This window comes from Leeuwenhoekiella sp. H156, from assembly GCF_052218455.1.
In the GTDB taxonomy this organism is placed as follows: Bacteria; Bacteroidota; Bacteroidia; order Flavobacteriales; family Flavobacteriaceae; genus Leeuwenhoekiella; species Leeuwenhoekiella parthenopeia.
In genome coordinates, this window is sequence record NZ_CP197499.1 from 2,474,661 (window position 1) to 2,498,226 (window position 23,566).

The 23,566-nt window shown below is 43.2% G+C and carries 22 protein-coding genes; 11 read left to right on the forward strand and 11 right to left on the reverse strand.

Annotated features, from left to right (window positions below; genetic code table 11):
- Nucleotide 1: 1 nt before the first annotated feature.
- Complete coding sequence (locus ACSSS3_RS10810) at nt 2-1,096, reverse strand: Nif3-like dinuclear metal center hexameric protein (RefSeq protein WP_442844624.1); 1,095 nt, start codon at nt 1,094-1,096, stop codon at nt 2-4.
- A 134-nt stretch (nt 1,097-1,230) separates the two neighbouring features.
- Between ACSSS3_RS10810 and lpxK the strand changes: the two genes are divergently transcribed.
- A complete protein-coding gene (lpxK, locus tag ACSSS3_RS10815; protein WP_442844625.1) occupies nt 1,231-2,241 on the forward strand; it encodes a tetraacyldisaccharide 4'-kinase in 1,011 nt (336 codons plus the stop codon).
- Here the strand turns inward: lpxK and ACSSS3_RS10820 are convergent.
- Genes ACSSS3_RS10820 through lipA form a run of 3 tightly spaced genes read right to left on the reverse strand, consistent with a single transcriptional unit; the run spans nt 2,238 to nt 6,401 of the window.
- On the reverse strand, nt 2,238-4,460 hold the full coding sequence (locus ACSSS3_RS10820; protein ID WP_442844626.1) for a response regulator: 2,223 nt from the start codon (nt 4,458-4,460) through the stop codon (nt 2,238-2,240). The genes lpxK and ACSSS3_RS10820 overlap by 4 nt on opposite strands.
- 55 nt (nt 4,461-4,515) lie before the next feature.
- Nucleotides 4,516-5,511, reverse strand: coding sequence for a type I glyceraldehyde-3-phosphate dehydrogenase (gap, locus tag ACSSS3_RS10825; protein WP_442844627.1), 996 nt, complete (start codon nt 5,509-5,511; stop codon nt 4,516-4,518).
- Nucleotides 5,512-5,522: 11 nt separating this feature from the next.
- Nucleotides 5,523-6,401, reverse strand: coding sequence for a lipoyl synthase (gene lipA / locus ACSSS3_RS10830; protein ID WP_442844628.1), 879 nt, complete (start codon nt 6,399-6,401; stop codon nt 5,523-5,525).
- 227 nt (nt 6,402-6,628) lie between these two features.
- Here lipA and ACSSS3_RS10835 point away from each other — a divergent pair, with 227 nt between their 5' ends.
- A complete protein-coding gene (locus tag ACSSS3_RS10835) occupies nt 6,629-6,823 on the forward strand; it encodes a DUF1328 domain-containing protein (protein WP_442844629.1) in 195 nt (64 codons plus the stop codon).
- A gap of 110 nt (nt 6,824-6,933) precedes the next feature.
- Complete coding sequence (locus ACSSS3_RS10840; RefSeq protein WP_442844630.1) at nt 6,934-8,334, forward strand: hypothetical protein; 1,401 nt, start codon at nt 6,934-6,936, stop codon at nt 8,332-8,334.
- Here ACSSS3_RS10840 and ACSSS3_RS10845 read toward each other — a convergent pair.
- The 3 genes from ACSSS3_RS10845 to ACSSS3_RS10855 all read right to left on the reverse strand — a co-directional run bounded on the left by ACSSS3_RS10845 (nt 8,324) and on the right by ACSSS3_RS10855 (nt 11,225).
- A complete protein-coding gene (locus ACSSS3_RS10845) occupies nt 8,324-9,550 on the reverse strand; it encodes an MDR family MFS transporter (protein ID WP_442844631.1) in 1,227 nt (408 codons plus the stop codon). The genes ACSSS3_RS10840 and ACSSS3_RS10845 overlap by 11 nt on opposite strands.
- Before the next feature lie 251 nt (nt 9,551-9,801).
- Nucleotides 9,802-10,173 (reverse strand): fluoride efflux transporter CrcB, encoded by a 372-nt coding sequence (gene crcB / locus ACSSS3_RS10850; protein ID WP_442844632.1) that lies wholly within the window; start codon nt 10,171-10,173, stop codon nt 9,802-9,804.
- Entirely contained in the window at nt 10,170-11,225 is a 1,056-nt protein-coding gene (locus ACSSS3_RS10855; RefSeq protein ID WP_442844633.1) for an SRPBCC family protein, read from the reverse strand. The genes crcB and ACSSS3_RS10855 overlap by 4 nt, the downstream gene beginning before the upstream one ends.
- 386 nt (nt 11,226-11,611) lie before the next feature.
- On the opposite strand from ACSSS3_RS10855, the gene ACSSS3_RS10860 reads away from it, so the two are divergent.
- From ACSSS3_RS10860 to yaaA, 6 genes are all read left to right on the forward strand, one after another.
- Entirely contained in the window at nt 11,612-11,998 is a 387-nt protein-coding gene (locus ACSSS3_RS10860; RefSeq protein WP_442844634.1) for a hypothetical protein, read from the forward strand.
- A 174-nt stretch (nt 11,999-12,172) separates the two neighbouring features.
- Nucleotides 12,173-14,047: an ABC-F family ATP-binding cassette domain-containing protein gene (locus tag ACSSS3_RS10865; protein ID WP_228231386.1), complete on the forward strand. Its 1,875-nt coding sequence runs from the start codon at nt 12,173-12,175 to the stop codon at nt 14,045-14,047.
- 349 nt (nt 14,048-14,396) lie between these two features.
- On the forward strand, nt 14,397-15,167 hold the full coding sequence (locus ACSSS3_RS10870) for an O-methyltransferase (RefSeq protein ID WP_442844635.1): 771 nt from the start codon (nt 14,397-14,399) through the stop codon (nt 15,165-15,167).
- Nucleotides 15,168-15,238: 71 nt separating this feature from the next.
- Complete coding sequence (locus tag ACSSS3_RS10875) at nt 15,239-15,934, forward strand: ABC transporter ATP-binding protein (RefSeq protein WP_228231377.1); 696 nt, start codon at nt 15,239-15,241, stop codon at nt 15,932-15,934.
- A gap of 158 nt (nt 15,935-16,092) precedes the next feature.
- Nucleotides 16,093-16,377, forward strand: a complete 285-nt coding sequence (locus ACSSS3_RS10880; protein WP_442844636.1) for a hypothetical protein — start codon at nt 16,093-16,095, stop codon at nt 16,375-16,377.
- Nucleotides 16,378-16,566: 189 nt separating this feature from the next.
- Nucleotides 16,567-17,331, forward strand: a complete 765-nt coding sequence (gene yaaA, locus ACSSS3_RS10885) for a peroxide stress protein YaaA (RefSeq protein WP_442844637.1) — start codon at nt 16,567-16,569, stop codon at nt 17,329-17,331.
- Between the two features lie 3 nt (nt 17,332-17,334).
- On the opposite strand, the gene ACSSS3_RS10890 is transcribed toward yaaA, so the two are convergent.
- The 3 genes from ACSSS3_RS10890 to ACSSS3_RS10900 form a co-directional block, all read right to left on the reverse strand.
- Nucleotides 17,335-17,523: a 30S ribosomal protein THX gene (locus ACSSS3_RS10890; protein WP_434084791.1), complete on the reverse strand. Its 189-nt coding sequence runs from the start codon at nt 17,521-17,523 to the stop codon at nt 17,335-17,337.
- A 421-nt stretch (nt 17,524-17,944) separates the two neighbouring features.
- Entirely contained in the window at nt 17,945-18,877 is a 933-nt protein-coding gene (locus tag ACSSS3_RS10895) for a peptidylprolyl isomerase (protein ID WP_442844638.1), read from the reverse strand.
- A gap of 120 nt (nt 18,878-18,997) precedes the next feature.
- Nucleotides 18,998-20,068, reverse strand: a complete 1,071-nt coding sequence (locus tag ACSSS3_RS10900; RefSeq protein ID WP_228231381.1) for a branched-chain amino acid aminotransferase — start codon at nt 20,066-20,068, stop codon at nt 18,998-19,000.
- Nucleotides 20,069-20,294: 226 nt separating this feature from the next.
- Between ACSSS3_RS10900 and ACSSS3_RS10905 the strand changes: the two genes are divergently transcribed.
- Together ACSSS3_RS10905 and mnmD are read left to right on the forward strand one after the other, a co-directional pair.
- Nucleotides 20,295-20,807 (forward strand): DUF4920 domain-containing protein, encoded by a 513-nt coding sequence (locus tag ACSSS3_RS10905; RefSeq protein WP_228231382.1) that lies wholly within the window; start codon nt 20,295-20,297, stop codon nt 20,805-20,807.
- Nucleotide 20,808: 1 nt separating this feature from the next.
- Nucleotides 20,809-21,489, forward strand: a complete 681-nt coding sequence (gene mnmD, locus ACSSS3_RS10910) for a tRNA (5-methylaminomethyl-2-thiouridine)(34)-methyltransferase MnmD (RefSeq protein ID WP_442844639.1) — start codon at nt 20,809-20,811, stop codon at nt 21,487-21,489.
- A 916-nt stretch (nt 21,490-22,405) separates the two neighbouring features.
- Here the strand turns inward: mnmD and ACSSS3_RS10915 are convergent.
- Nucleotides 22,406-23,476, reverse strand: coding sequence for a PorV/PorQ family protein (locus ACSSS3_RS10915; RefSeq protein WP_442844640.1), 1,071 nt, complete (start codon nt 23,474-23,476; stop codon nt 22,406-22,408).
- Between the last annotated feature and the right edge of the window lie 90 nt (nt 23,477-23,566).

A 23,566-nucleotide genomic window follows, 5' to 3' on the forward strand; every position in this document is an offset into this window, starting at 1 on the left:
ATTATAAATACTTAATAGGATTGGTGTTTTCTTCTGATAAAACGACTGCAAAATTAGTAAATTTTTTCGTAAGAAAGTCTGCCATTATATTTTTTGTGTATTGTTCACTCTCGTAATGTCCTATATCTACCAGTAGTAGCTGATCTTCAGCCTGATAAAACTGATGGTACTTTAGATCTGCCGTAATGTAGGCGTCTGCTCCTGCGGCTTTTGCAGCTTCAATGGCAAAGCTTCCGCTTCCGCCTAAAACCGCAACCCTTTTTACAGGTTTTTCAGGTAAAGCCGAATGGCGGATGCCTTCAGCCTTAAATACCTGCTTAACCCGGTTCAAAAATGCCATGGCTTCTAAAGCTTCAGGTAAATCGCCCAGCATACCCATACCTATATTCTGATTGGCATTGTCAAGCGTCGTGATCTCGTAAGCAACTTCTTCATAGGGATGGGTGCTGAATAATGCCGAAAGCACTTTAGACTCCAGCCGTGCTTCAAAAGTGATGTGTAGTTGCTTTTCGGGTTCGGTATGAAGCTCTCCTTTACTGCCTACGACCGGATTGCTGGCCTCATTGCCTTTAAAAGTACCCTCACCCTCAAGACTGAAACTACACTCCTCATAGTTGCCTATATTTCCTGCTCCGGCTTTAAACAAGGCGTTGCGCACCATTTCAAACGCATCCTGCGGAATATAGGTGGTTAGCTTTTTAATTGCTCCTTTTTTTGGAATCAGTGTTTTTCGATTTTCAAGCCCCAGTGCGTCACACATGCCTTTGCTTACGCCCTGTGGCAGGTTGTCAAGGGCCGTATGAATTGCGTAAATGGCAATGTCATGCCGAATGGCTTTGAGCACCACGCGCTCCACATAGTTTTTACCGGTGATTTTTTTGAGTCCGCTGAAAATAATGGGATGAAAACTCACGATGAGGTTGCAGTTTTTTGCAATGGCCTCGTCAACGGTTTTTTCAAGTGTATCGAGGGTTACCAAAATTCCGAAAACTTCTGAATCAGGATTTCCTACCAACAGGCCTACATTGTCAAAATCCTCGCCATTGGCCAGTGGTGCAAAAGATTCGAGGTTGTTTATTATGGTTTTAAGATTCATAACTATACAATTGGGCTTTGGCCGTAAAGTTACTCATTGCGTTTTTAGGAGCAAGCGGGACTGAAAAATCTGCGTTTTGCGGCTTCCTTGCTAAAGACTTACCCATTTAGGATAAAAATAATACCTTCGGCATTGTGAAAGACCTGCGTAAACTTCTCTGGCCATTTGCCGTTCCCTACGACCTGATCACCCGGGTGCGTAACACACTCTTTGATAATCAGGTTTTCGAGTCCGAAAGCTATGATTTTCCGGTTATTGGCGTGGGTAATCTCTCGGTAGGAGGTACCGGCAAGACGCCTATGATTGAGTATCTGATTGAGTTACTGGGGTCCTCCCAAAAATTAGCCGTGCTAAGTAGGGGTTATGGGAGGAAAACAACAGGATATCTGGATGTAGCCCCGCATTTAAGTGCTGCAGATACGGGAGACGAACCCCTGCAATTTGCCAAAAAATACCAGGATGTGCAGGTCGCAGTTTGTGAAAAGCGCCGTTTGGGAATACAGCGCTTACGCGAAAAGACTCCGGCACCCGAAGTCATTTTGCTCGATGATGTCTATCAACATCGTCATGTGCAGCCGGGTTTGTTACTTATGCTTACTGCTTACGGCGATTTGTTTTATGAAGATTTTGTTTTGCCTGCCGGAAACCTTCGCGAGTCAAGATCGGGTGCGCAACGTGCAGATCTTGTCGTAGTGACCAAGTGTCCGTTCGATTTGGCAAAAGAACAACGCGCTCTTATAAAGAGCAGGATTGCTCAATTTACCAAAGCCCCTGTATTTTTCTCAGGTATTACTTACGATTTACCGGTAGGAGTAAATGGCCCGGTGTCGTGGACTAAGCTACAGACCGAAAGTTTAAACATTGTTACCGGCATTGCTAAACCGCAGCCTTTTTTAGATCATTTAGATCTGATGGGGTTGACCTACAAACATCTCGAGTTTGCAGATCATCATACATTCAATACCGAAGAAATAAAGGCTCTGGACCGTAAAAAAGTCATTCTTACTACAGAGAAAGATTTTATGCGTCTTAAGGGTAAATTAAAAAAAGCAAAACTCTATTACCTGCCTATGCAGGTTAAATTTCTAGCTGAAGAAGAACGTTTTAATGCTTCAATAGAAGCATTTGTGGCAAAATGCCTTTAGAGAATGACGTTCTTGCGCTTCAGGGCATTGTGAATTTTAAAGAAGAATTCCTCCACTTTATAGGGCTTGGGAATGATGTCGTTAAAACCGGCCAGATAGAAATCATCTATATTCTCGTCAATGGTAACTGCAGTTAAGGCCAGTATGGGCAGGTCCTTATTAAATTCCCTGATTTTCTGAGTGGCTTCAATACCGCTTATACCGGGCATATGAATATCCATCAGAACCAGGTCGTAATTTTCAAAGCGCACCTTTTCGATAGCAATCTCTCCATTATCGGCTACATCGCATTTCATCTCGTTTTTCTCAAGAATCTTACGGGTAATCATCTGGTTGATCTTATTGTCTTCTACAACGAGAATGTTTCGGCCTTTAAGGGCATCGTAGTCAATTTCGTAAACACGCTCCTCCGGCTCTTTTTTGTTTTGAGTCAGTCCGTATTTAATGTCGAAGAAAAACTTGGATCCTTTACCTAAAGTGCTTTCCAGTTCAATTTTACTTTTCTGAAGGGTAAGCAGGCGTTTAACAATAGAAAGCCCAAGCCCGGTGCCCCCAAACTTACGGTTGATTTGTACGGAACCCTGGGTGAAGTTTTGAAAGATGTCTTTCTGTTTTTTCTTGCTTATACCTTCCCCGGTATCTTCAACCTCAAAATGCAGATAGGTCTGTGTGTTATTGCGGCTCAACTGTTTGATGCGTACAAAAATATCCCCATCACGGGTAAATTTGTTGCCGTTACCTATGAGGTTGATGAGTATTTGCGAGATCATTAAGGGGTCGCCAATAATCTGATCGGGAATTTCAGAGTCGTATTCCAGATGCAGTTTATTGCCTTTTTCCTGAGCAGATCGTTCAAGTGCAAACAACACATCATCTACACGTTTACGTAGGTTGAATGTCGCCTGTTCAACTTCTACCTTGTCAGCTTCCAGCTTGTTGAGGTCAAGAATGTTGTTGATAAGGGAAAGCAGGTATTCCCCTGAAAATTTAAGGGAATCCAGGTGTTTTTTCTGTTCTTCGGTAGGGTTTTCGCTCAGAAGTAAATGGGTAAGTCCGGTCACGGCATACATAGGCGTACGCAACTCGTGGGTGATGGTAGATAAAAACTGGGCTTTAACCACAGAAGCTTTTTCCGCATTTTCCTTGGCAATGACGAGTTCGGCATTTTTGGCCTGCAATAATTCGTTTGCCTTGGCCCTAAGGTTGTTGTTTTTGTAAAGAGACAGGGCTAAGAGACAGAGTATGGTAAACAGCGCAATGATAAGAACCGTTGTAATTTTATTCGCCTGTACCCGTTTGGAAGCGTCGTAGTTATCGGGATTGATATCTGCCATTAAAGCATTTCGGGCTGCAAGATTGCGCGTGCTGGCAATATCATCCTGAAAATACAATTGAGCCCTTTTGGTGTAAAGTTCGAGATAATTTAGAGCGTCTTCGGTCTTACCCATTTTTTTGGAAACGCTGCTCATAAGTCGTAAAGCATCGGTTTCAATTAGCGGGAAACTGCCATTAACGCTCATGGTGTAAGCGGTATTGGCATCTTCTAAACTGCTTTCCAGTTCATTCAATGTACTGCGACTGCGGGCAGTAAGTAACTTGAGCCTTGCAATGCTGTAATTATTTCGGGAATCATTGAGTTTTGAAAGGATCTGAAGCGCTTCATCAAACTCCTCAAGGGCTAACAAATCTTTCTTCTGATCCTGAAAAATGGCTCCCTTATAGAGATGAGCAGAGGCCAGGCTTTGTTTGTCATTTTTGTCCCCTGAACCTCCGAAGATACTTACAGATTCGTTTAAATATTTTAGGGCTTCGGTATTGTTATTGGTTTTACTGAGTAGCTGGGCATAGGTCAGATAATCTTCACCCAGTCTCGTAGACTCCTGTAATTGCTGGTGAATCTTAATGGCTTCATGAATCTCCGGGAAGGCTTTGTCAAATTCCCCCTGTTTCAGATATACGTTTGCGAGCAACTGCTGGCTTATACCAACGCGACTTAGGTTGTTTATTTTGCGTGCCAGTTGTTTTGCCTCCTGAAAATTTGCAATAGACTTATCAAACTCGGCCGTGTTAAAGGCCTCGATGCCTTTGAGCAGCAGGGATTCTACCTGAATCTCTTGAGCGGTCTCCAGATTTTTAGGTTTTTGACCAAAACCATTGAGGCAGAATAAAACAAAAAGTGCAACAACAAAATTTCTGTCGAAGAGCATTATTGTGTTCATTAAGTCACTAATATAGACACTTTGTCGAAAACATTAAGAATTTTACTTAATATTTTTAAGAGATCTTTAAAATGAGGTCAATAATACGGGAAGAGTAGCCTGTTTCGTTATCATACCAGCCTATTAACTTTACCAGATTTCCGATTACAGAAGTCATTTGCCCGTCGACAATGCAGGAATGCGTGTTTCCTACAATATCAATAGAGACCAAAGGCACCAATGTGTAATCAAGGATGCCACGAAGATTACCTTCAGCAGCTTTTTTAAAAGCCTCATTGATTTCTTCACTGGTGGTTTCTCTGGAAACGTTAAGGGTGACGTCAGTTAGAGAACCATTAGGTACAGGCACCCGTATGCCGCAACCGCCGATGACATCTTTAAGGTCGGGGAAAATTTTAGTAAGTGCTTTAGCCGCCCCGGTTGTTGTGGGAACTATAGACTGACTCGCCGCACGGGCGCGTCTCAAGTCATGATGAGGCTGGTCGTGAAGACTCTGGTCTGTGGTATAGCTGTGTACCGTAGAGATATAGGCCTGCTTGATACCGCACAGGTCTTTTACCACCTTTATCATAGGCGCGGCATTGTTGGTTGTACAGCTGGCGTTTGAGAGGATGCGGTCGTCCTGCTCAATCAGGTGATCGTTGACACCCAGTACAATGGTTTTAATGCTGTCATCAGATGGCGGAACGCTCAAAATCACCTTGCCCGCACCGGCATCCAGATGCCCTTTTAAATCTTTATAGGTTTTAAATTTGCCTGTGGCCTCAACCACTACATCAACCTCTTCTTCTGCCCAGCGATTGGCTTGTGGTATGCTGTTTTGAAAAAGCCGAACGGATCGTCCGTCTACCAACAGGGAATTTTCGGCAAAACTGACGTCCGCATGAAATATACCGTGAATGCTGTCGTATTTTAAAAGATGAGCCAGCGTTAAATCATCGGCCAGATCGTTTACGGCTACAACTTCAATTTCAGGATGATTATGCAAAAGTCTAAAAAGCCTTCTGCCAATACGCCCAAAACCGTTTATGCCGATTTTGACTTTGCTCATAGCTGAAAAATCTAGTTGATGTGTTTCTGAGCTTTATAGGAAGAACGCACCAAAGCGCTGCTTTCAACATGCCTAAAGCCCATTTCAAGGCCGAAAGTCTCGTATATTTTAAACTGATCTGGAGTTATAAATTGTTTTACAGGCAGGTGTTTTTTAGAAGGCTGAAGATATTGTCCTATAGTGACCACATCTACCTCTGCATCACGAAGGTCGCGCATCGTTTGCAGGACTTCCTCTTCGGTCTCCCCAAGACCCAGCATAATGCCAGATTTTGTTCGGTTTATCCCCTGTTGTTTTAAGTATTTGAGAACCCCAAGACTGCGATCGTATTGTGCCTGAATGCGCACCTCACGCGTAAGTCTTTTTACGGTTTCCATATTATGGGAAACTACCTCAGGGGCTACTTCAACGATTCGGTCTATGTTGCGTTCGTTACCCTGAAAGTCGGGAATCAAAGTCTCGAGTGTGGTTTCCGGATTCATCCTTCTGATGGCTTTAACTGTTTCGGCCCACATAATAGATCCCATATCTTTTAGATCATCGCGGTCTACTGAAGTTATTACGGCGTGCTTAATACCCATCAGTTTAATGGAGCGTGCTACTTTCTCGGGTTCTTCCCAGTCTAAAGTGTCGGGCCTTCCGGTTTTTACACCACAAAAGCCACATGAACGCGTACATACATTACCCAGGATCATAAAGGTAGCCGTACCCTCGCTCCAGCACTCTCCCATGTTTGGGCAGCTACCGGATGTACAAATGGTATGCAGGTCATACCTGTCAACCAGACTTCTGAGTTCGGTATATTTTTTTCCTGTGGGTAATTTAACCCGCAACCATTTAGGTTTGGGCTGGCGTACCGGTGCAACTGTCGTCTCGCTATTCATTCTCAATTTTTTTTGCTCTGCAAAGATACAAACTGCAGGTCAATTACACGCCTTTAGTCGTAACACCGGGAAGGGGCTTAGCAGGGGATAAAATTAAATCAGGCGGGTGTGTTAACTCTCTTAACATCAATACGGTGTAATCGTTAAAGATATAGTAATTAGGAAATCGTTGGGATATGTACTTGGCAGATCACAGTACTTTTACATCAGTAATAAACTTAAAAAGAAGAATCATGAAACGCCTAACACTACCATTTTTGATCGTTGCTATTTTAACCGGAGTATATGGTTTTGGAGGTTTTAATCTTTGGGGAACTGAAGCCTCAAGGGTATTGTTCCTAATCTCTGCAGACTTATTTGTGGTTTCTTTATTCGCAAAATTTTTATTTCGAAAAAGAGCACAGGTACCCCAGCGTGTAGAATCTTAAAATTCAATAATAGCTTTCACCTCTAAATTTAAACTGCTTTCAACAGAAGCAGTTTTTTTATTGCCTAAATTGTAGCACAATTGTTGTTGTAGATTTTTGAAACTCCTTCTATGCGTCTCTATTTTATCCTCATTCTTTCCTTTTTATCTATTCTGGCAGGTCATGCGCAAAATCAAACCTTATTAAAAGGAGCGGTAACCGAAACCCGTGTGAGTAATGATACTCTTGATTTACCGTATTCGATTTACCTTCCGTCAGGTTATAATTCGGAGAAACCCTCTAAAGTAATTTTTGTTTTTGATCCCGAGGGTGAAGGGGTGAGGGCAGCGCGCTTGTTTTCGGCAGCTACAGAACCCGATGACTTTGTGGTGGTTTCCAACAATTTCCCGTTACACGAGTCGATAGACAGTCTTGACGCTAATGCAAACAGGGCTATTTTGGTTATGCGCGACGTGCTTTTAAAAATTCCAATAGAACAAACGGAGGTTTATTTATCGGGTTTGCGAAGCGGAGCCCGTGTCGCCAGTGCCGTTTCTTATGTGGTCACTCAGGCAACGCGCCTGCTCGTGGTTGATGACGTGTATTTTGCAAACCGTTTTGCCAGACGTGCCGGGCGCAATCTGGTCATGGGTCTGGTGGGGCGCTCTTCACCCAACTATTACCAGATGAGTGATTATTTTTATCTCGTGGGTTCTTTTAGCCGGGATAATGAGTTGTATGCTTACGAGCATACCGGGGAGTGGCCCGGTGCGGCCCTGCTACGGGTAATGATTAATCGGCTGAAGCACCTAAATGCCGAACGTTTAGACAAAAACATCGCAGATTCCATTTATGCCGGCGATTATCAAAGGGATCTGGATGCTTTAAAAATTTTAATTTCCGAAAAGGAATATCTTACCGGCTATGATTTAATTAAAGATGTGAAAAGTGACTACAGAGGCTATGTTGATCTGGATGGCGTACGCGATCTGCAGCGCAGTGTAAGGCGTTCTGAGGCATACAAAGAAGCGCGACGTGCTGAGCGTAACGGGAGCATTGAAGAACAACTTTTGCTGGAGGATCTTGATTATTTTCTGGAAGAGGATTTTGTTATGGCCAATTTTGAGAACCTCGGGTATTGGGATGAGCGCATCAGGCGGTTTGAGGCAGCTGCAGCAAATGATGCCAAACCCAGAGAGCAACAAGTCGCCAGGCGCATTCTTGGTTTTATCGATTACCAGATTCAGGACTTTCTGTTTCTAAATACTACAAACCTGATTCCGCAACGCATATTTGTGAACGTTCTCAATACCATTCTACACCCCGATGCGACTGAATCGTATCTAAATATCATCAGTCTTTCAGCAAAAGATCAGGATTACAACACGGCGTATTTCTATCTCGAAGAATTGCTTAAACGGGGATACGCTGATTATGAATCCCTCTACAGCATTCCCGAAACCGAATTGCTTAAAATCAAACCGACCTACAATGAGCTTATAAAAAGCTATCTGGGCAGGGCTAAATATTAACGAGGTTCTCCTGCTCTTCGGTAGTGATTCTTCTTTTAACATACACAAGCAATACCGTGGCTACCACTGTAATGGCGACCATCACTAACCAGGTTATGTCGTATCCCAGGGCATTCACCAGCTGCATTCCCGAATTGTGACCAAAGATGTGTGATAGGGAAAACGACATGCTGTACAGCCCCATATAGGCTCCCTGCCTGCCCAATTTTGCACGCCTTAGCGCAAATGCATTGCCAAAAGGAAAAGCGATCATCTCACCCAAAGTCGCAACGGCCATACCTACGACCAGAAACAGATTCCAGCTGCCCAGAAAAAACGCGCCAAAACTCAATCCTGTAAAGAGAAGACCCGCGATCACATTTGCCAGTTGCGACCATTTTTTTCGTTCCATAAAGGCGATAAGCGGCATTTCAAAAGCGAAAATTAAAAAGCCGTTTAAGCCCAGTAGAAGTCCGATTTGTGATTCGCTCAAGCTGCGTACCTCTTTGTAATACAGGGGTACCGTAGAAAAGTATTGTACAAATACAATCCCAAAAAGAGCCAGTGCAATAAGAAAAATTACATACAGCCGATCTTTATGCGGGGGGAGTGGGGTCAATACCGGGGCTTCCTGATCGGTCTCTTTGGCTTTTCTGGGGTTGAGGGTTTTAATCAATAAAAGACCTGCCAAAATACAGGTAATCCCGTCTACCCAAAACAAACCAAAATAACCAATGCCCGCAATGATGAGTCCGCCAAGAGCGGGTCCCGCTGAAAAACCCAGGTTAATCGCCAGTCTGATGAGCGTTAGGGATCGTGTTTTGTTTTCCGGTTTACTGTATGCGCTGAGCGCAACAAAAAAGGCCGGTCTTGACATATCGGCGATGGCAATAAGCAGAAAAAAGCCAAGGCATATCGGCCAAAAGCCTGTAATGAATTGCAGAAAAAAGAATCCGATTCCGGTACCGATTAAACTAAATAAAATGGTTTTATAATACCCCAGTTTATCTGAAAGTTTACCGCCAATCCACGAGCCAAATAAGGAGCCGAAACCAAAGCAGGTCATCACCCAGCCTACATCGCTTAGGCTGAATTGCAAATCGTCTCTGAGGTAAAGCGATAAAAAAGGGATTACCATGGCACCGGCCCTGTTCACAAAGGTTATAAGTGCCAGCCACCAAACCTCTTTAGAGAGGCCTTTAAATGTATTGAGGTAGGCGGTAAAAATAGTTTTCATGGTTTCTTGTTGGTTGGCATAAAAAAAGTCTGGCGGTGAGCCAGACTTTAGAAGTGATTTATATATGAACGTTCATGTATCAACACAACAAATCTGGCCGGGTCGTAGAGACCTTCAGTTGGCGATATGATGTGTAGGAAAGGATCATTTTATTTAGAAATTGCTGCGAAAATGGTGTTTTGAACTTCAAAGCTACTTAAAAGTTTCAGTTTTCAAATCTTTTTCCTGTAAAAAGTTAAAATTCAACTTTTTTAGAGAGCTTTTGTAATCCACATTCCTGCGAAAACCGCCGCAAAACCCAGTACCAGACTGCCAAGCGTGTAGATTGCAAAAGTTAAAAAGTCGCCGCTTTTAAGCATCAAATGGTTTTCGTAAGCAAAGGTTGAAAAGGTGGTAAACCCACCACAGAATCCTGTAGCCAGGAGTAAGGTACTGTTAGGGCTCAGACTATTGTTTTTAAGTGCCCACCCCAGAATTAAGCCTATTAAAAGACTTCCCAGAATATTAGCCGCAAAAGTCCCGTACGGAATCCCGTTTGGTGTGGTGTTAAGCCAGCGGCCCAGCAAAAAGCGCAATACGCTTCCGGCTCCACCACCTACAAAAACAAGGATGAGTTGTTTCATAGCTGCTCGGTCTCGGGTTCTGCAACTTCAATGGGGATGTACAATTCGGTGATCCAGGTCGCAGGGTTGAGATCCTCTTCGGCACCCTTAACATAGACCTGAAAAACAGATGCGCCTTCGGCTTTGGTATAGTTATTTTGACTCAGGTAGGCTTCCGTTTTGCTCCAGGCCTCTTCAAGATTACTCAAATCGCCGGTTAATGTGGTTTTTACTACCGTGTATGCAGGCATAAAACCGCACAAAATAGCAGAATCCTCGGGTACAACAATACGCGAGGTGGTGGGTATTCCTGCCGAAATAATGGCGCTGTTTGTGGCGGCATCTTTCGCATTATACAGACTTAGCGGTTTGCCTGAAATGGTAATGTTATTCCCTTCCATAAAGCGATAGACCTGCGGAAGCAATTCGGCTACTTTATCGTTAACATTTTCTAGAGTGGTTGAGGTTGTGGTGTACATGTAGAAACCCCCGCTGTATTGGGTGATACCGTCTACCTTTACAGTGTAGGCCTTCATATCGTCCAGTATCATCTGGCTGAGATTGTCAAGGCCCAAGCGGTACATTTTTCTCATATCGGCCTCAAAATCATAACCTGTGAGGGTAAAATAGGCTTTATCGGTCAGGGTGTGTTCTCCGCGTATTCCCCAGGTGAGCTCGGTGGCCTTTTCGGTATTTTCAAACTGCCAGTACACTTTTGCCTCGCGCTCTCCCCCGGGAGTGATAAAGGTAATGTCCTGTTCTATACGCTGATTTGGTATGACCTGAGTGGTGCGCATGGAGCCGTCGGCCTCTTTACCATTCCACGAATAACTGGCGCCTTCACCGCTGGTTTTTTCGGGATAATTGAAAACCATTGTGGGATCATCCTGCTTCCAGGGTCCCCAGTTCTCCCAGGTTTTATAGTCGTTTACTTTATCGAAAACCAGACTTACAGGCGCTTCGATGCGTTTAGATTCTTTAATGTCGTAAGTGCCGTCCTGGGTGGCGAAGTATATGGCTCCTGCAATAAAAATGATGAGCAGCAGGAAGAAGAGGTATTTTAGAATTTTCATAATTAAGGGGAGCTTATACTGCTAATTTAACACTTTGGTCTATAAAAATATACAGTTATGCAGATCAAAGTAAGAATTATTCTTTCAGGTAGAGCTTTATAACGAAGAGAATCAAAACAAATGCGATAAAACCTATCAAGACCCAAAAACTGCCTTTATATTCCTTGCGGTGCAGCTTTCGGTCTTTTTTGTAACTAAAGCTCACAAAAATGACAAACGAAACAAAAAAGAGGAGCGCAAATATTATCTGACCGGTGCTAAACATTAAACAGTATTTTTGGTCAAAATTAAGCTATAAATAACAGAAAACGATACGATAAAGAGCAACAATCAAGTGTTTTTGATTGTTTTGATAAACCTGAAACCCCTTAAAATTAATCACAGAGATGAAAAAAAGACTGTCAGCCGTTCACGAGTTTCATACCGCATTTGGATTGGGAATTAATGAAAAACCCACGGCAGACCTGGGCAAAGCCAAAAACCAACTGCGGTTTGAGCTGATGCGCGAGGAAAACGAAGAATATCTGGAGGCTGCAAACAACAATGACCTTGCTGAAGTCGCAGATGCACTGGGCGATATGCTTTACATTCTTTGCGGCACCATTCTCGAGCACGGCATGCAGCATAAAATCGAGGAGGTTTTTGATGAAATTCAGCGCAGCAATATGAGCAAGCTGGGTGCCGATGGTAAACCCATTTACCGCGAAGACGGTAAAGTGCTCAAAGGTCCTTCCTATTTTAAACCCGATATCGCAGCTATTTTAGCCAAATAAGGCGCTTTGATTTTCCAATTCAAACAAGAAAACATCCCTGATGCCATTCGTAACGATTTCCATTTCAGTATACATAAGTAGGTAAGACAGTTCTTTCCGTTTATACTTCGGCAGCTGGCCTTGGGGTTCTTGTTTTCCCGTTTTTAAAAGCTAAATTCGCAGCCTATGAGCGCAATCAATTATGTTTCGGTAGAATCGATTTCTAAAGCCTTCGGCGAAAGGGTTCTGTTTAAAGATTTATCCTTTGGTATTAATGAAGGTCAAAAAATAGGGCTGGTCGCCAAAAACGGTACCGGTAAAACCTCTATGCTTGATATTTTGGCAGGAGCCGAAAATCCCGATAGTGGTCAGGTGATTTTCCGTAAGGGAATCAAAGTCGCTTTTTTACCTCAGGAACCCAACCTGGATCCCAATCTTACGGTGGAAGAAACCATCCTGGATAGCGATAATGAAATTCTCAAAGTGATTTCAGCCTACGAGCACGCGCTTCAAAATATGGAAGATTCGGAAGCCTATCAAAAAGCTTTTGATCAGATGGAAGCCCATCAGGCCTGGGATTTTGAGACCCAATACACGCAGATTTTATTTCAGCTGAAGCTGGACGATTTAAGCCGGAAAGTTGAAAAACTAAGCGGTGGTCAAAAGAAGCGTCTGGCTCTGGCCAATATGCTGCTTAGTAAACCCGATTTGCTGATTTTGGATGAGCCTACCAACCACCTCGATCTGGAAATGATTGAATGGCTTGAAGCGTTTTTCGCCAAAGAGAACTTCACGCTCTTTATGGTGACGCACGACCGCTATTTTCTGGAGCGCGTGTGTAATGAAATCATCGAGCTTGATGAAGGGCAGCTGTATAGTTATAAAGGCAATTACGCCTACTACCTCGAGAAACGCGATGCGCGTATCGCCAATGAAGAAACCGAAACGGGAAAAGCCAAGCAGCTTTTTAAAAAGGAACTCGAGTGGATGCGCCGCCAGCCCAAGGCGCGTACGACCAAATCAAAATCGCGAATAGACGATTTTGCAGAAATCAAAGACCGGGCTTCTAAACGCCGTAACGATCACGAGGTTCAACTCGAACTCAATATGGAGCGTTTGGGAAGCAAGATTGTAGAGCTGCACAAAGTTTCAAAATCCTTTAAAGACCGGGTAATCCTCGACAAGTTTGACTACAACTTTCAGCGTGGCGAACGCATTGGGATCATCGGTAAAAACGGAACCGGAAAATCTACCTTCTTAAATATCCTTACCGGGCAAATGGAACCCGATGGAGGAAAGCTTGTGATTGGCGAAACCATTCAGTTTGGCTATTACACCCAGAGAGGTATCGACATAAAACCCGGGCAGAAAGTCATCGAGGTCATCAAAGAATTTGGAGAGTACATTCCGCTTAAAAAAGGCAGACAGATTTCTGCCGGGCAGTTGCTGGAACGCTTTTTATTTGACCGTAAAAAGCAGTATGACTTCGTAGAAAAACTGAGCGGGGGAGAGCGCAAGCGTTTGTACCTCTGTACGGTTTTGATCCAGAACCCTAACTTTTTGATTCTCGATGAGCCAACGAACGATTTGGATATCGTGACCCTGAATGTGTTGGAGAGCTTTCTGCTGGACTTTCCCGGTTGTCTTTTAGTGGTGTCTCACGACCGCTACTTTATGGATAAAATCGTAGATCACCTTTTTGTTTTTAGAGGCCAGGGTGAAGTAGAAGATTTTCCAGGTAACTATTCTGATTTTAGAGCCTATGATGCGGGTCCGGCTGTAATTCAGGAAGAGGAGAAAAAACCGGAAGCAGCTAAGGAAACCAACAAGGAGAACTGGAAAACCCAAAACATTACGCTCTCCTATAACGAACAAAAAGAATACAACCGTCTGGAACGTGATATCGCCAAACTGGAAAAGGAAAAAGTGGCCAAGGAAGCCGAATTTCTGAATCCGGATTTGTCTGGCGACGAAATCAACAAGCGATCCATGGAATTGCAGGGAATTCAGGATAAGATTGACGAGTTCACCGAGCGCTGGTTTGAACTGGGCGCTAAGATGGAAGGGTGAAAGGAAAGTAGAAAGTGAAAAGTAGAAAGTAGAAAGTAGAAAGTAGAAAGTAGAAAGTAGAAAGTAGAAAGTATTTTTTAAGATTCAACGATTCAACGATTCAACGATTCAACGATTCAGCGATTCAACGCTTCAACGATTCAACCTTTTTTTAGAGCTTAGAAAACCGAAAACCGAAAACCGAAAACCGAAAACCGAAAACCGAAACACAGAACACGGTGGCTGAGTGAATTTTGTGAAGCCTTAGCGAAACAAAATTTGTATCGAAGCCAACCGAAAACGAAATATTTCTTTTAGAGAACAGAGAACAGAGAACAGAGAACAGAGAACAGAGAACAGAGAACAAAGAATGTGGTACACCGCAAAAGCATATTTAAAATTTCTGCGGAAGGCGACTAACCAGCACGGGGTGCATTCGCCTTTTGTTTATGCTTTTGTGACCCGATGTTTGTACGATCGTAAGTCGAAAGATGACTATCAAAAACTGAAGCAGTACCGCCAGGACTTGCTGAACACTTCAGAAGTAATTGAGGTAACCGATTTTGGTGCCGGCTCCCGGGTTTTTAAAAGCAATACCCGGGCAGTAAAAGATATTGCCAAACACGCCGGAGCTACTTTAAAGCGTATGAAGCTTTTGTATCGGATGGTTTCATATTTTAAACCCAAAACTATTTTGGAGTTGGGTACTTCACTGGGTCTGGCGACTTCAGCTTTGGCATTGCCCAAAACCGGAAAGGTAACTTCCCTTGAAGGCTGCCCGCAAACTGCAGATGTGGCCCGGCAAGCTTTAAACACTGCCGGAATCAATACTGTTGAAATCTTAATTGGTGATTTTTCTGAAACACTAAAGCAGCAAAAAAACAGGAACTTCGATCTGATTTATTTCGACGGCAATCACAGTAAAGAAGCGACGCTGGCCTATTTCGAGGAATTACTGGTTACAGTGCACAACGATAGCATCTGGGTTTTTGATGATATCTACTGGTCTGAAGGAATGACCGAAGCCTGGGAACGCATTAAACAACATCCCAAAGTTCGGGTGACGGTAGATTGTTTCTGGCTGGGGTTTGTGTTTTTTAGAGCAGAGCAGGCTGAAGAACATTTTAAGATTCGCCTGTAAATTTTGTAACTCAACAGCCCATTTGGCTACAAATAGAACAAAATCGATTATTTTTCAGTAAACCGGATTTTATGAGCAGCCTTATCGACATCAAGAATATTACCCGCGACTTCCCTTTGGGAAACGAAATTGTACACGTTTTAAAGGGAATTGATCTACAGATCGAAAAAGGGGAGTACGTTGCCATTATGGGTCCCTCAGGATCCGGGAAATCTACATTGATGAATCTTCTGGGTTGTTTAGATACGCCTACTTCGGGTACCTATGTGCTCAATAGTCGGGACGTTAGTTCGATGACCGATGATGAACTCGCTGAGGTGCGTAATAAGGAGATCGGTTTTGTGTTTCAGACCTTTAACCTGTTGCCCCGTACCACTGCGCTTGATAATGTCGCGCTGCCTATGGTGTATGCGGGTTATTCAAAACCCGAGCGTCACGAGCGGGCAAAAGAGGTTTTAGCCGATGTAGGCCTGGCAGATCGTATGGATCACAAGCCTAACCAACTCTCCGGAGGTCAGCGCCAACGCGTTGCCGTAGGCCGGGCTTTGGTTAACAAACCGTCGATTATCCTTGCAGATGAGCCTACCGGAAACCTGGATTCTAAAACCTCGGTAGAGATTATGAATTTGTTTGACGCCATTCACGCGGCAGGAAATACCGTTATTTTAGTTACACACGAAGAAGACATCGCCGAACATGCGCACCGGGTAATCCGCCTGCGGGATGGTTTGATTGAGAGTGATGTGCGAAAGAGTTTGGTGGGTTAGAGGGTTTATTGCTATTATTGTTATTATTACTATTGGAACTAGGGTCGGAGTTAAATTTTAGTTTTTAAGGACTTTGTTCTCTTCTCGCTGTTCTTTAGTCTTAGATCTCAAGTCTCACATCTCAATTCTCCCGACTAGGTGTTAAAAGAATATATAATATGCCTGTAGATGGAACATATGGAAGGTTTAGTGCGCATAACCAAAGGTTTAAAGAATTACGTCGCAAAAAACTGGAACGTCGGGAAGAAAAGCTGTTGCAAAATACCTTAAAGAAGACCGGTAAGGCAAATCCATCCACAAAAGAACCTATAGACCCAAAAAAGTTGGCAGAGCTGAAAGTTGAAATCAAGAAGCAAGCTCAAAAGCAGCTCCTAAAGGAATTTTATCTTGTTCTCCTTTCTATAGTTTTAGTAGTACTATTTTGTTACCTCTTCCTGTCTTAAATTCGATTTCTGAAAGATGCAGGCTAAATGAGTAACTTCTTTTTTCTCTTCTCTATATTCTTTAGTCTTACATCTCAAGTCTCATATCTCAAATCTAACGTCACACATCTATTCCCCAATTGCCAAAACTTATCAAAAGCCGTTCAATAGCTTTTTGTGAATGCTTATTTTTGATCAAAAGAATAGGATATGAAAGCAGTTGTTTCCCCGGCAAAATCACTGAATTACGAAGATAAATTACCCACCACACGGGCGACGCAGCCTCAGTTTCTGGAAGAGGCCGAAACCCTGAATAAAAAATTAGAGCGCAAAACTAAAGCTGAGATTTCAGAGCTGATGAGCATCAGCGACAAGCTGGCTGATCTTAACTACCAGCGCTATAAAGAATTCAATACCCCGTTTACCAAAGACAACGCGCGTCCTGCGATCTATGCCTTTGACGGGGATGTCTATACCGGGCTTGATGCTTACACCATCCCAACCGAAAAGCTTGATAAACTTCAGGATACCCTGCGCATTCTAAGCGGACTTTACGGCGTGTTGAAACCCCTGGATTTGATGCAACCCTATCGCCTGGAAATGGGAACCAAGCTAAAGAGTGGTCACACCGAGGATCTTTATGAATTTTGGGGCGAAAAAATCACGGATGCTTTAAACAAAGAATTAAAAGACGACGAGTTGTTTTTGAATCTTGCGAGTCAGGAGTACTTTAAATCGGTTAAGCCTGAAAAACTTAAAGTGCCGGTGATCACTCCGGTTTTTAAGGACTATAAAAACGGAAAGCTCAAAATCATTTCCTTTTACGCTAAAAAAGCCCGTGGTTCTATGGTTCGCTACATTATAGATACCGATGTGCAAACCATAGAAGACCTGAAGGGCTTTGATTACGACGGGTACGGCTTTAGTGAGCAGTACTCTGATTTAGCTAAAAACGAACTCGTTTTTGTTCGTTAAGATTTAGGGCTTTTTATCTGCTAAACTTGTATCTGAGGTCGCTTTGCCGGCCTCTTTTGTTTTGGTAGCCGTTTGTTTCGTAGGAACATCAGCAGTAGTTGCCGGATTCTTCTTTCCTTTTTTTGGTCTGAGCTTGCCGTAAGTGCCCCGGTGTATTTTTCCGCGTTTGGTTTTTTGATCTCCTTTTCCCATTGGTTTCAACTGTTTTAATTATTAAAAAATGGCGTTTGTAGTAACGACTGTCTCCTCGAGCGCAGTCGGGAGGCTATGTTCTCAATAGTATAAAGGTCTCAACTGCGCTCGACCTGACATTTTGAGGTTACTACGTACATCTAATCAGCTTTAAAATAAGAAAATAGGCCCGAAAGCGCAAATGTTGTTGAATTCAGAATTCAGAATTAGGAGTGTTTTTTTTAATCTTTAAATAACCCAATAACCCAATAACCCAATAACCCAATAACCCAATAACCCAATAATCAGTTACGAATGTAGAATGCAAAATTTCACAGTTTTATCCTTAAACCAAAATAAACGGTAAACAGCAAACCGAAAACAACCAACAAAAAAGGCCATCTTTTCAGACAGCCTTTGTTTTTCTATAAGTATTCGGAATTTATTTAACGTCCATCAATTCAACGTCAAAAACCAAAATCGCATCCGGTGGAATCACCCCGCCTGCACCGCGACTTCCGTAACCCAGGTCTGAAGGGATTACAAAACGGGCTTTGTCACCCACTTTAAGTAAACCAATACCTTCATCCCAGCCTGCGATCACCTGACCTACACCAACCTGAAAATCCAGGGGCTGATTGCGTTTGTACGAAGAGTCAAACACAGTGCCATCGGCCAATTGACCTTTGTAATGCACTGATACCATTTTTCCGGTTTCGGCTTTTTTGCCGTTTCCTTCCTGAATGATTTGATAGCGTAAACCGCTCTTGGTTTCTTTAAAACCCTGACTCAATTTGTCTAAAGCTTCAGCTTTTTTAGCGCGTTCTTCGGCAATGCGTTTTTCACGGGCTCCTTCAAACGTACGGAAAGCTTCAACAGCATTAAATTTTTCGGCTTCTTCACCTACGCGAATGATCTCAACCTGCTCCATTTTATCACCCTGAGCGACTGCATCAACCACATCCTGACCTTCTACCACTTTACCAAAAACAGTATGCTTTCCGTCTAACCATGGTGTTGCGGTGTGCGTGATAAAAAACTGACTTCCGTTAGTGCCCGGGCCGGCGTTTGCCATAGAGAGTACTCCTGGAGTATCGTGTTTCAGGTTTGAATCAAATTCATCATCAAACTGGTAACCGGGATTGCCGGTACCGGTGCCTTGTGGGCAACCTCCCTGAATCATAAAATCAGGAATCACCCGGTGAAATTTAAGTCCGTCGTAATAAGGTGTTCCTTGTTTTTTAGCGGAGTTTTCGAGGTTTCCTTCAGCAAGTGCTACAAAGTTACCTACGGTTCCGGGAGTTTTTTCGTGTTCGAGTTTTACCAGAATTTCACCTTTTGGCGTATGAAATTTGGCATATATTCCGTCTTGCATGTCTTCGGTTTAAAAATGAGGTGCAAAAATACGTCTAAAGTCTACAAACACAAAACCCAAAGCAAATCCTATATGCTTTGGGTTTTGTAATGCTTTCGCGAAAGCGAAATAGATAATAAACTAGACTTCGATCGCAGGTACTTCATACCTCCATCCAAAAGGATCTTCAGCACGGTTGGCCTGTAATTCGGTCAATTGTTTTTTGAGTTTTGGCGCATAGGCATCATCCAGATCAGGCAGGTCAAACTGCTTGTCTTTGTGGGTAAAGCCCGAAATCACAGAGATCACAGCAGCGGTACCGGCACCAAACATTTCTTTGAGTGATCCGTTTTCGGCAGCTTCTACAATTTCAGAAACCTTAACCGGCCGCACTTCAACCTTGATTCCCTGACTGCGCGCAAGCTCGATCAAACTTTTACGGGTAATTCCGTCCAGAATACGGTCGCTGGTAGGCGCGGTAAGCAAGGTATCGTTCACACGGAAAAATACGTTCATCGTACCGGCTTCTTCCAGATATTCGTGCGTGCTGGCGTCCGTCCATACCACCTGATTGTAGCCTTTTTCCTTGGCTAGCTCAGTTGGATAAAACTGCGCGGCGTAGTTACCTGCTGCTTTAGCAAAGCCTACACCTCCATCAGCAGAACGGCTGTAGTGGTCTGCAAAAAGTACGCGCACCTTGCCGCTGTAATACGACTGAGCGGGTGCGCAAATGATGACAAATTTATATTCGGTAGAAGGGGAAGCCAATACGCCGTTTTCGGTCGCAATGACAAACGGGCGAATGTAAAGCGAGTTGCCTTCTCCGGGTTTGATCCAGTCTTTATCGAGGTTTAGCAGGGTATTGAGACCGTCAAAAAAGTAGTCTTTATCAAATGCCGGCATCGCCAGACGCTCGCTGGATTTATTGATACGGTTAAAGTTTTCTTCAGGACGGAACATAAAAATGTCGCCGTTGTCGTCTTTGTAAGCTTTCATTCCTTCAAAAACCGCTTGCCCGTAGTGAAAGACTTTTGCTGCAGGATCCATCTCGATAGGCCCGTAAGGTTTGATCTCAGGGGTTTGCCAGCTTCCGTCTTTATATTCACAAACAAACATATGGTCTGTAAAAATGCTACCAAAAGCAAGGTTACTAAAGTCAACCTGACTTATTTTTGACTTTTCCGCTTTGGTAATCGTTAAAGTATCTGTCATAATCATCCGATTTATAAGCACAAATTTATCATTTTCTCAAAGTAAGTAAGCTCAAGAAATGATTAATTTTACCTGTTCGCCAGACTTATTGCATTGTAATACAGCTCCGGACCCGGTTCTCTGAAACTAATTATGCATCAAAACAGCTGTTTTAGCATTTAAAAAGCTCTTTTTTTAAGGGTTTTGCTTTTGCTTAAGCAAGAAATCAAATAAAAAAACGATAACTATGAAAAAGTTGTTTAGTATCCTCACAATCGCTCTGATTGTCTATTCGTGTAAGGATAATGAATCTGCAGGAGCCTCTGCAGCTGTGATCAATCAGGAGGAAGTCACCGGAGATTTACCGGTTTTTGGTGCCGATTTTAAAAACGAAACCATTCTTTCGGCCTATGAGTTGGGCGAAATTTATTCAAATCTAAAAACCGGAGACACGGTTAAGGTGACCTTTGAAGGCCCTGTCAAAGAGGTTTGCCAGGCAAAAGGCTGCTGGATGCAGGTAGATGTAGGTGCTGAAGATCCTGTAATGGTTAAGTTTAAGGATTACGGTTTTTTTGTACCTAAAGATTTAGGAGGAAAGCGCGTGGTTGTTCACGGAATGGCCTTTATCAGCGAGGTGCCGGTTGAAGAACAGCAGCATTATGCCAAAGATGCCGGGAAAAGCGAAGCCGAAATCGCAGCGATTACCCTTCCTAAGAAAAGTCTGGGCTTTACCGCTAGCGGAGTGAAAATCGCCGAGTAAGTTGGAGCGCAAAATCGTTAAAACAGCAGACGGCTCTACTACCATACAGATAACCGACTGGAATGAGCAATACCATTCTATGCACGGGGCGGTGCAGGAAGCGCGGCACGTCTTTCTTAAAATGGGTTTTGATCACGCATTCGCGAAAGCGGGCCAGCCTGATGAACTTCGTATTTTAGAAATAGGTTTCGGTACGGGGTTGAATGCACTTTTAACTTTGATCCACGCTGAAAAACTCCCGGTAAAACTGAAGTATGAAGGAGTAGAAGCCTTTCCGGTTTCTACTGAAGAATTAAAGCAACTTAATTATTTAGAAACGATTGAAGCCGAAAGCTATCGCGAGACATTTGACGCGATGCACCAGACTCTCTGGGAAGAGGAGCACGCAATTACTTCACAATTTCACTTAAAAAAGCGTGAGCAGACCTTTGAAACCATAACCGATATCAGTAAGCACGATCTTATTTATTTTGATGCCTTTGGCGCGCGGGTACAACCCGAACTTTGGGAAGAACCCATTTTTCAAAAGATGTTTGATGCCCTGAATCCCGGCGGAGTTCTGGTAACCTATGCCGCAAAAGGCAGTGTACGCCGCGCAATGCAAAGCGTGGGCTTTACCGTAGAACGCCTTCCCGGCCCTCCCGGAAAACGGGAAATGCTCAGAGCAGTTAAAAATTCATAATTTAAGATTCAAGATTCAAGATTTCTTTTTTTCAATCTCAAACCTTGAATTTTAAATCAAAATAACTCTGAAAATATCTCACCAACCTCTCTTCAAAAGGAGGCTTTAGTTTTCGTTGTCTACAATACGATTTACGCTCTTTTCGGGTTAGAAATACGTTTGCTTTGAATTTCAAACCTTGAATTTTGAATCAAAATAACTCTGAAAACATCCCTCCAACCTCTCTTCAAAGGCAGGCTTTCGTTTTCGTTGTCTACAATACGATTTACGCTCTTTTCGGGTTAAAAATACGTTTGCTTTGAATTTCAAACCTTGAATTTTAAATCAAAATAACTCTGAAAATATCTCACCAACCTCCCTTCAAAGGCAGGCTTTAGTTTTCGTTGTCTACAATGCGATTTGCGCTCTTTTCGGGTTAAAAATACGTTTGCTTTGAATTTCAAACCTTGAATTTTAAATCAAAATAACTCTGAAAATATCTCACCAACCTCTCTTCTAAAGGAGGCTTTAGTTTTCGTTGTCTACAATACGATTTACGCTCTTTTCGGGTTAGAAATACGTTTGCTTTGAATTTCAAACCTTGAATTTTAAATCAAAATAACTCTGAAAATATCTCACCAACCTCTCTTCAAAAGGAGGCTTTAGTTTTCGTTGTCTACAATGCGATTTACGCTCTTTTCGGGTTAGAAATACGTTTGCTTTGAATTTCAAACCTTGAATTTTAAATAATAATAGCTCTAAAAATATCTCACCAACCTCCCTTCAAAGGGAGGCTTTAGTTTTCGTTGTCTACAATGCGATTTACGCTCTTTTCGGGTTAAAAATACGTTTGCTTTGAATTTCAAACCTTGAATTTTAAATTAAAGGTAGCTGAGTGATTTTGATGGATTGAAAATCCATCAAAATCGTATCGAAGCTACCGAAACAATTCCCAATCGAGCTTTAAGGAGAAAATATTGGAATACACGGCTGCGCTTTGATCGCCGATATCGGTAAGGGCGTAATCAATGTGAATACCTTTATACTGAAATCCTACACCAATATTGGGTTGAAAACCAAGGCGTGTGCTTCCGTCAAGCTGGGTGATATCCTGAAAATTGCCGATCCCTGCGCGTAGGAAAACAATTCCGGTGTACCCCACTTCAAAACCTGCTGCCGGAGAGGCGCTAAGTCCTGGACTGGAGATGATGTCATTGGTTTGCGTAAAGCGCATCAGCAGATCTACTTCCGCCTTGATCGAATAATCATAACGAATGAGCCAACTGCGCGCGATTCCCATCTGGAGTTTTGGGATGGTGACTTCCAGGGTTTCAGGTAATTCCTGATTTTGACCCTCAACCGCATCGCGAATGGTCGCAAATCGTTCTTCATCAATGGCCCAGGTATTGACGGTGGTGGTAATATCACGGGCCATAAGCCCAAAATCCCAATCCCCGCTCGAATACTGCAATCCAAAGTCGAGACCAAAACCCCAGCTGGATGCAAAATCCCCAATAATGCGGCGCACGACCTTAGCATTCGCCCCCAGATTCAACCCCTGCACGGGTAACTCCCGCGCGTAAGATGCGGTAAGTGCATAATCAGCGGTAGAAAACAGGCTGATGCGGTTGTAGTCTATGTTTCCGTTGGCGTCAATAAGTTGGGTGGTGTTTAGAATGTCATCTACCCCGAAGCGTATCAGCGAAATGCCCAGCGCGCTGCGGTCATCGAGTTTTTTCGCGAAAGCGGCATAATCATACAACGCAATATTGGCAAAATAACTGGCGTGCATTAGGGCGAGTTGGTTATCTTCAAGATGCACAAGTCCGGCGGGATTCCAGTAGCCGCTGTTTACATCTTTAGAGCTTGCCACCACGGCGTTACCCATTGCCAGAGACGCGGCATCAACACCGATAATTAGAAATTCGTTGGAGTATTTGCGTACCGCCTGAGCCTCCAGTGCTGTGACTACAAACAGACTCCATACGATAAATACTACTTTTTTCAACCTCAGAACAGATTTTGGGCAAATTTGGGTAAACCCCGTGACAATTTAAACTTTATTTTTTGCGATTAAGTATGAGGCAGTTGCAAAATG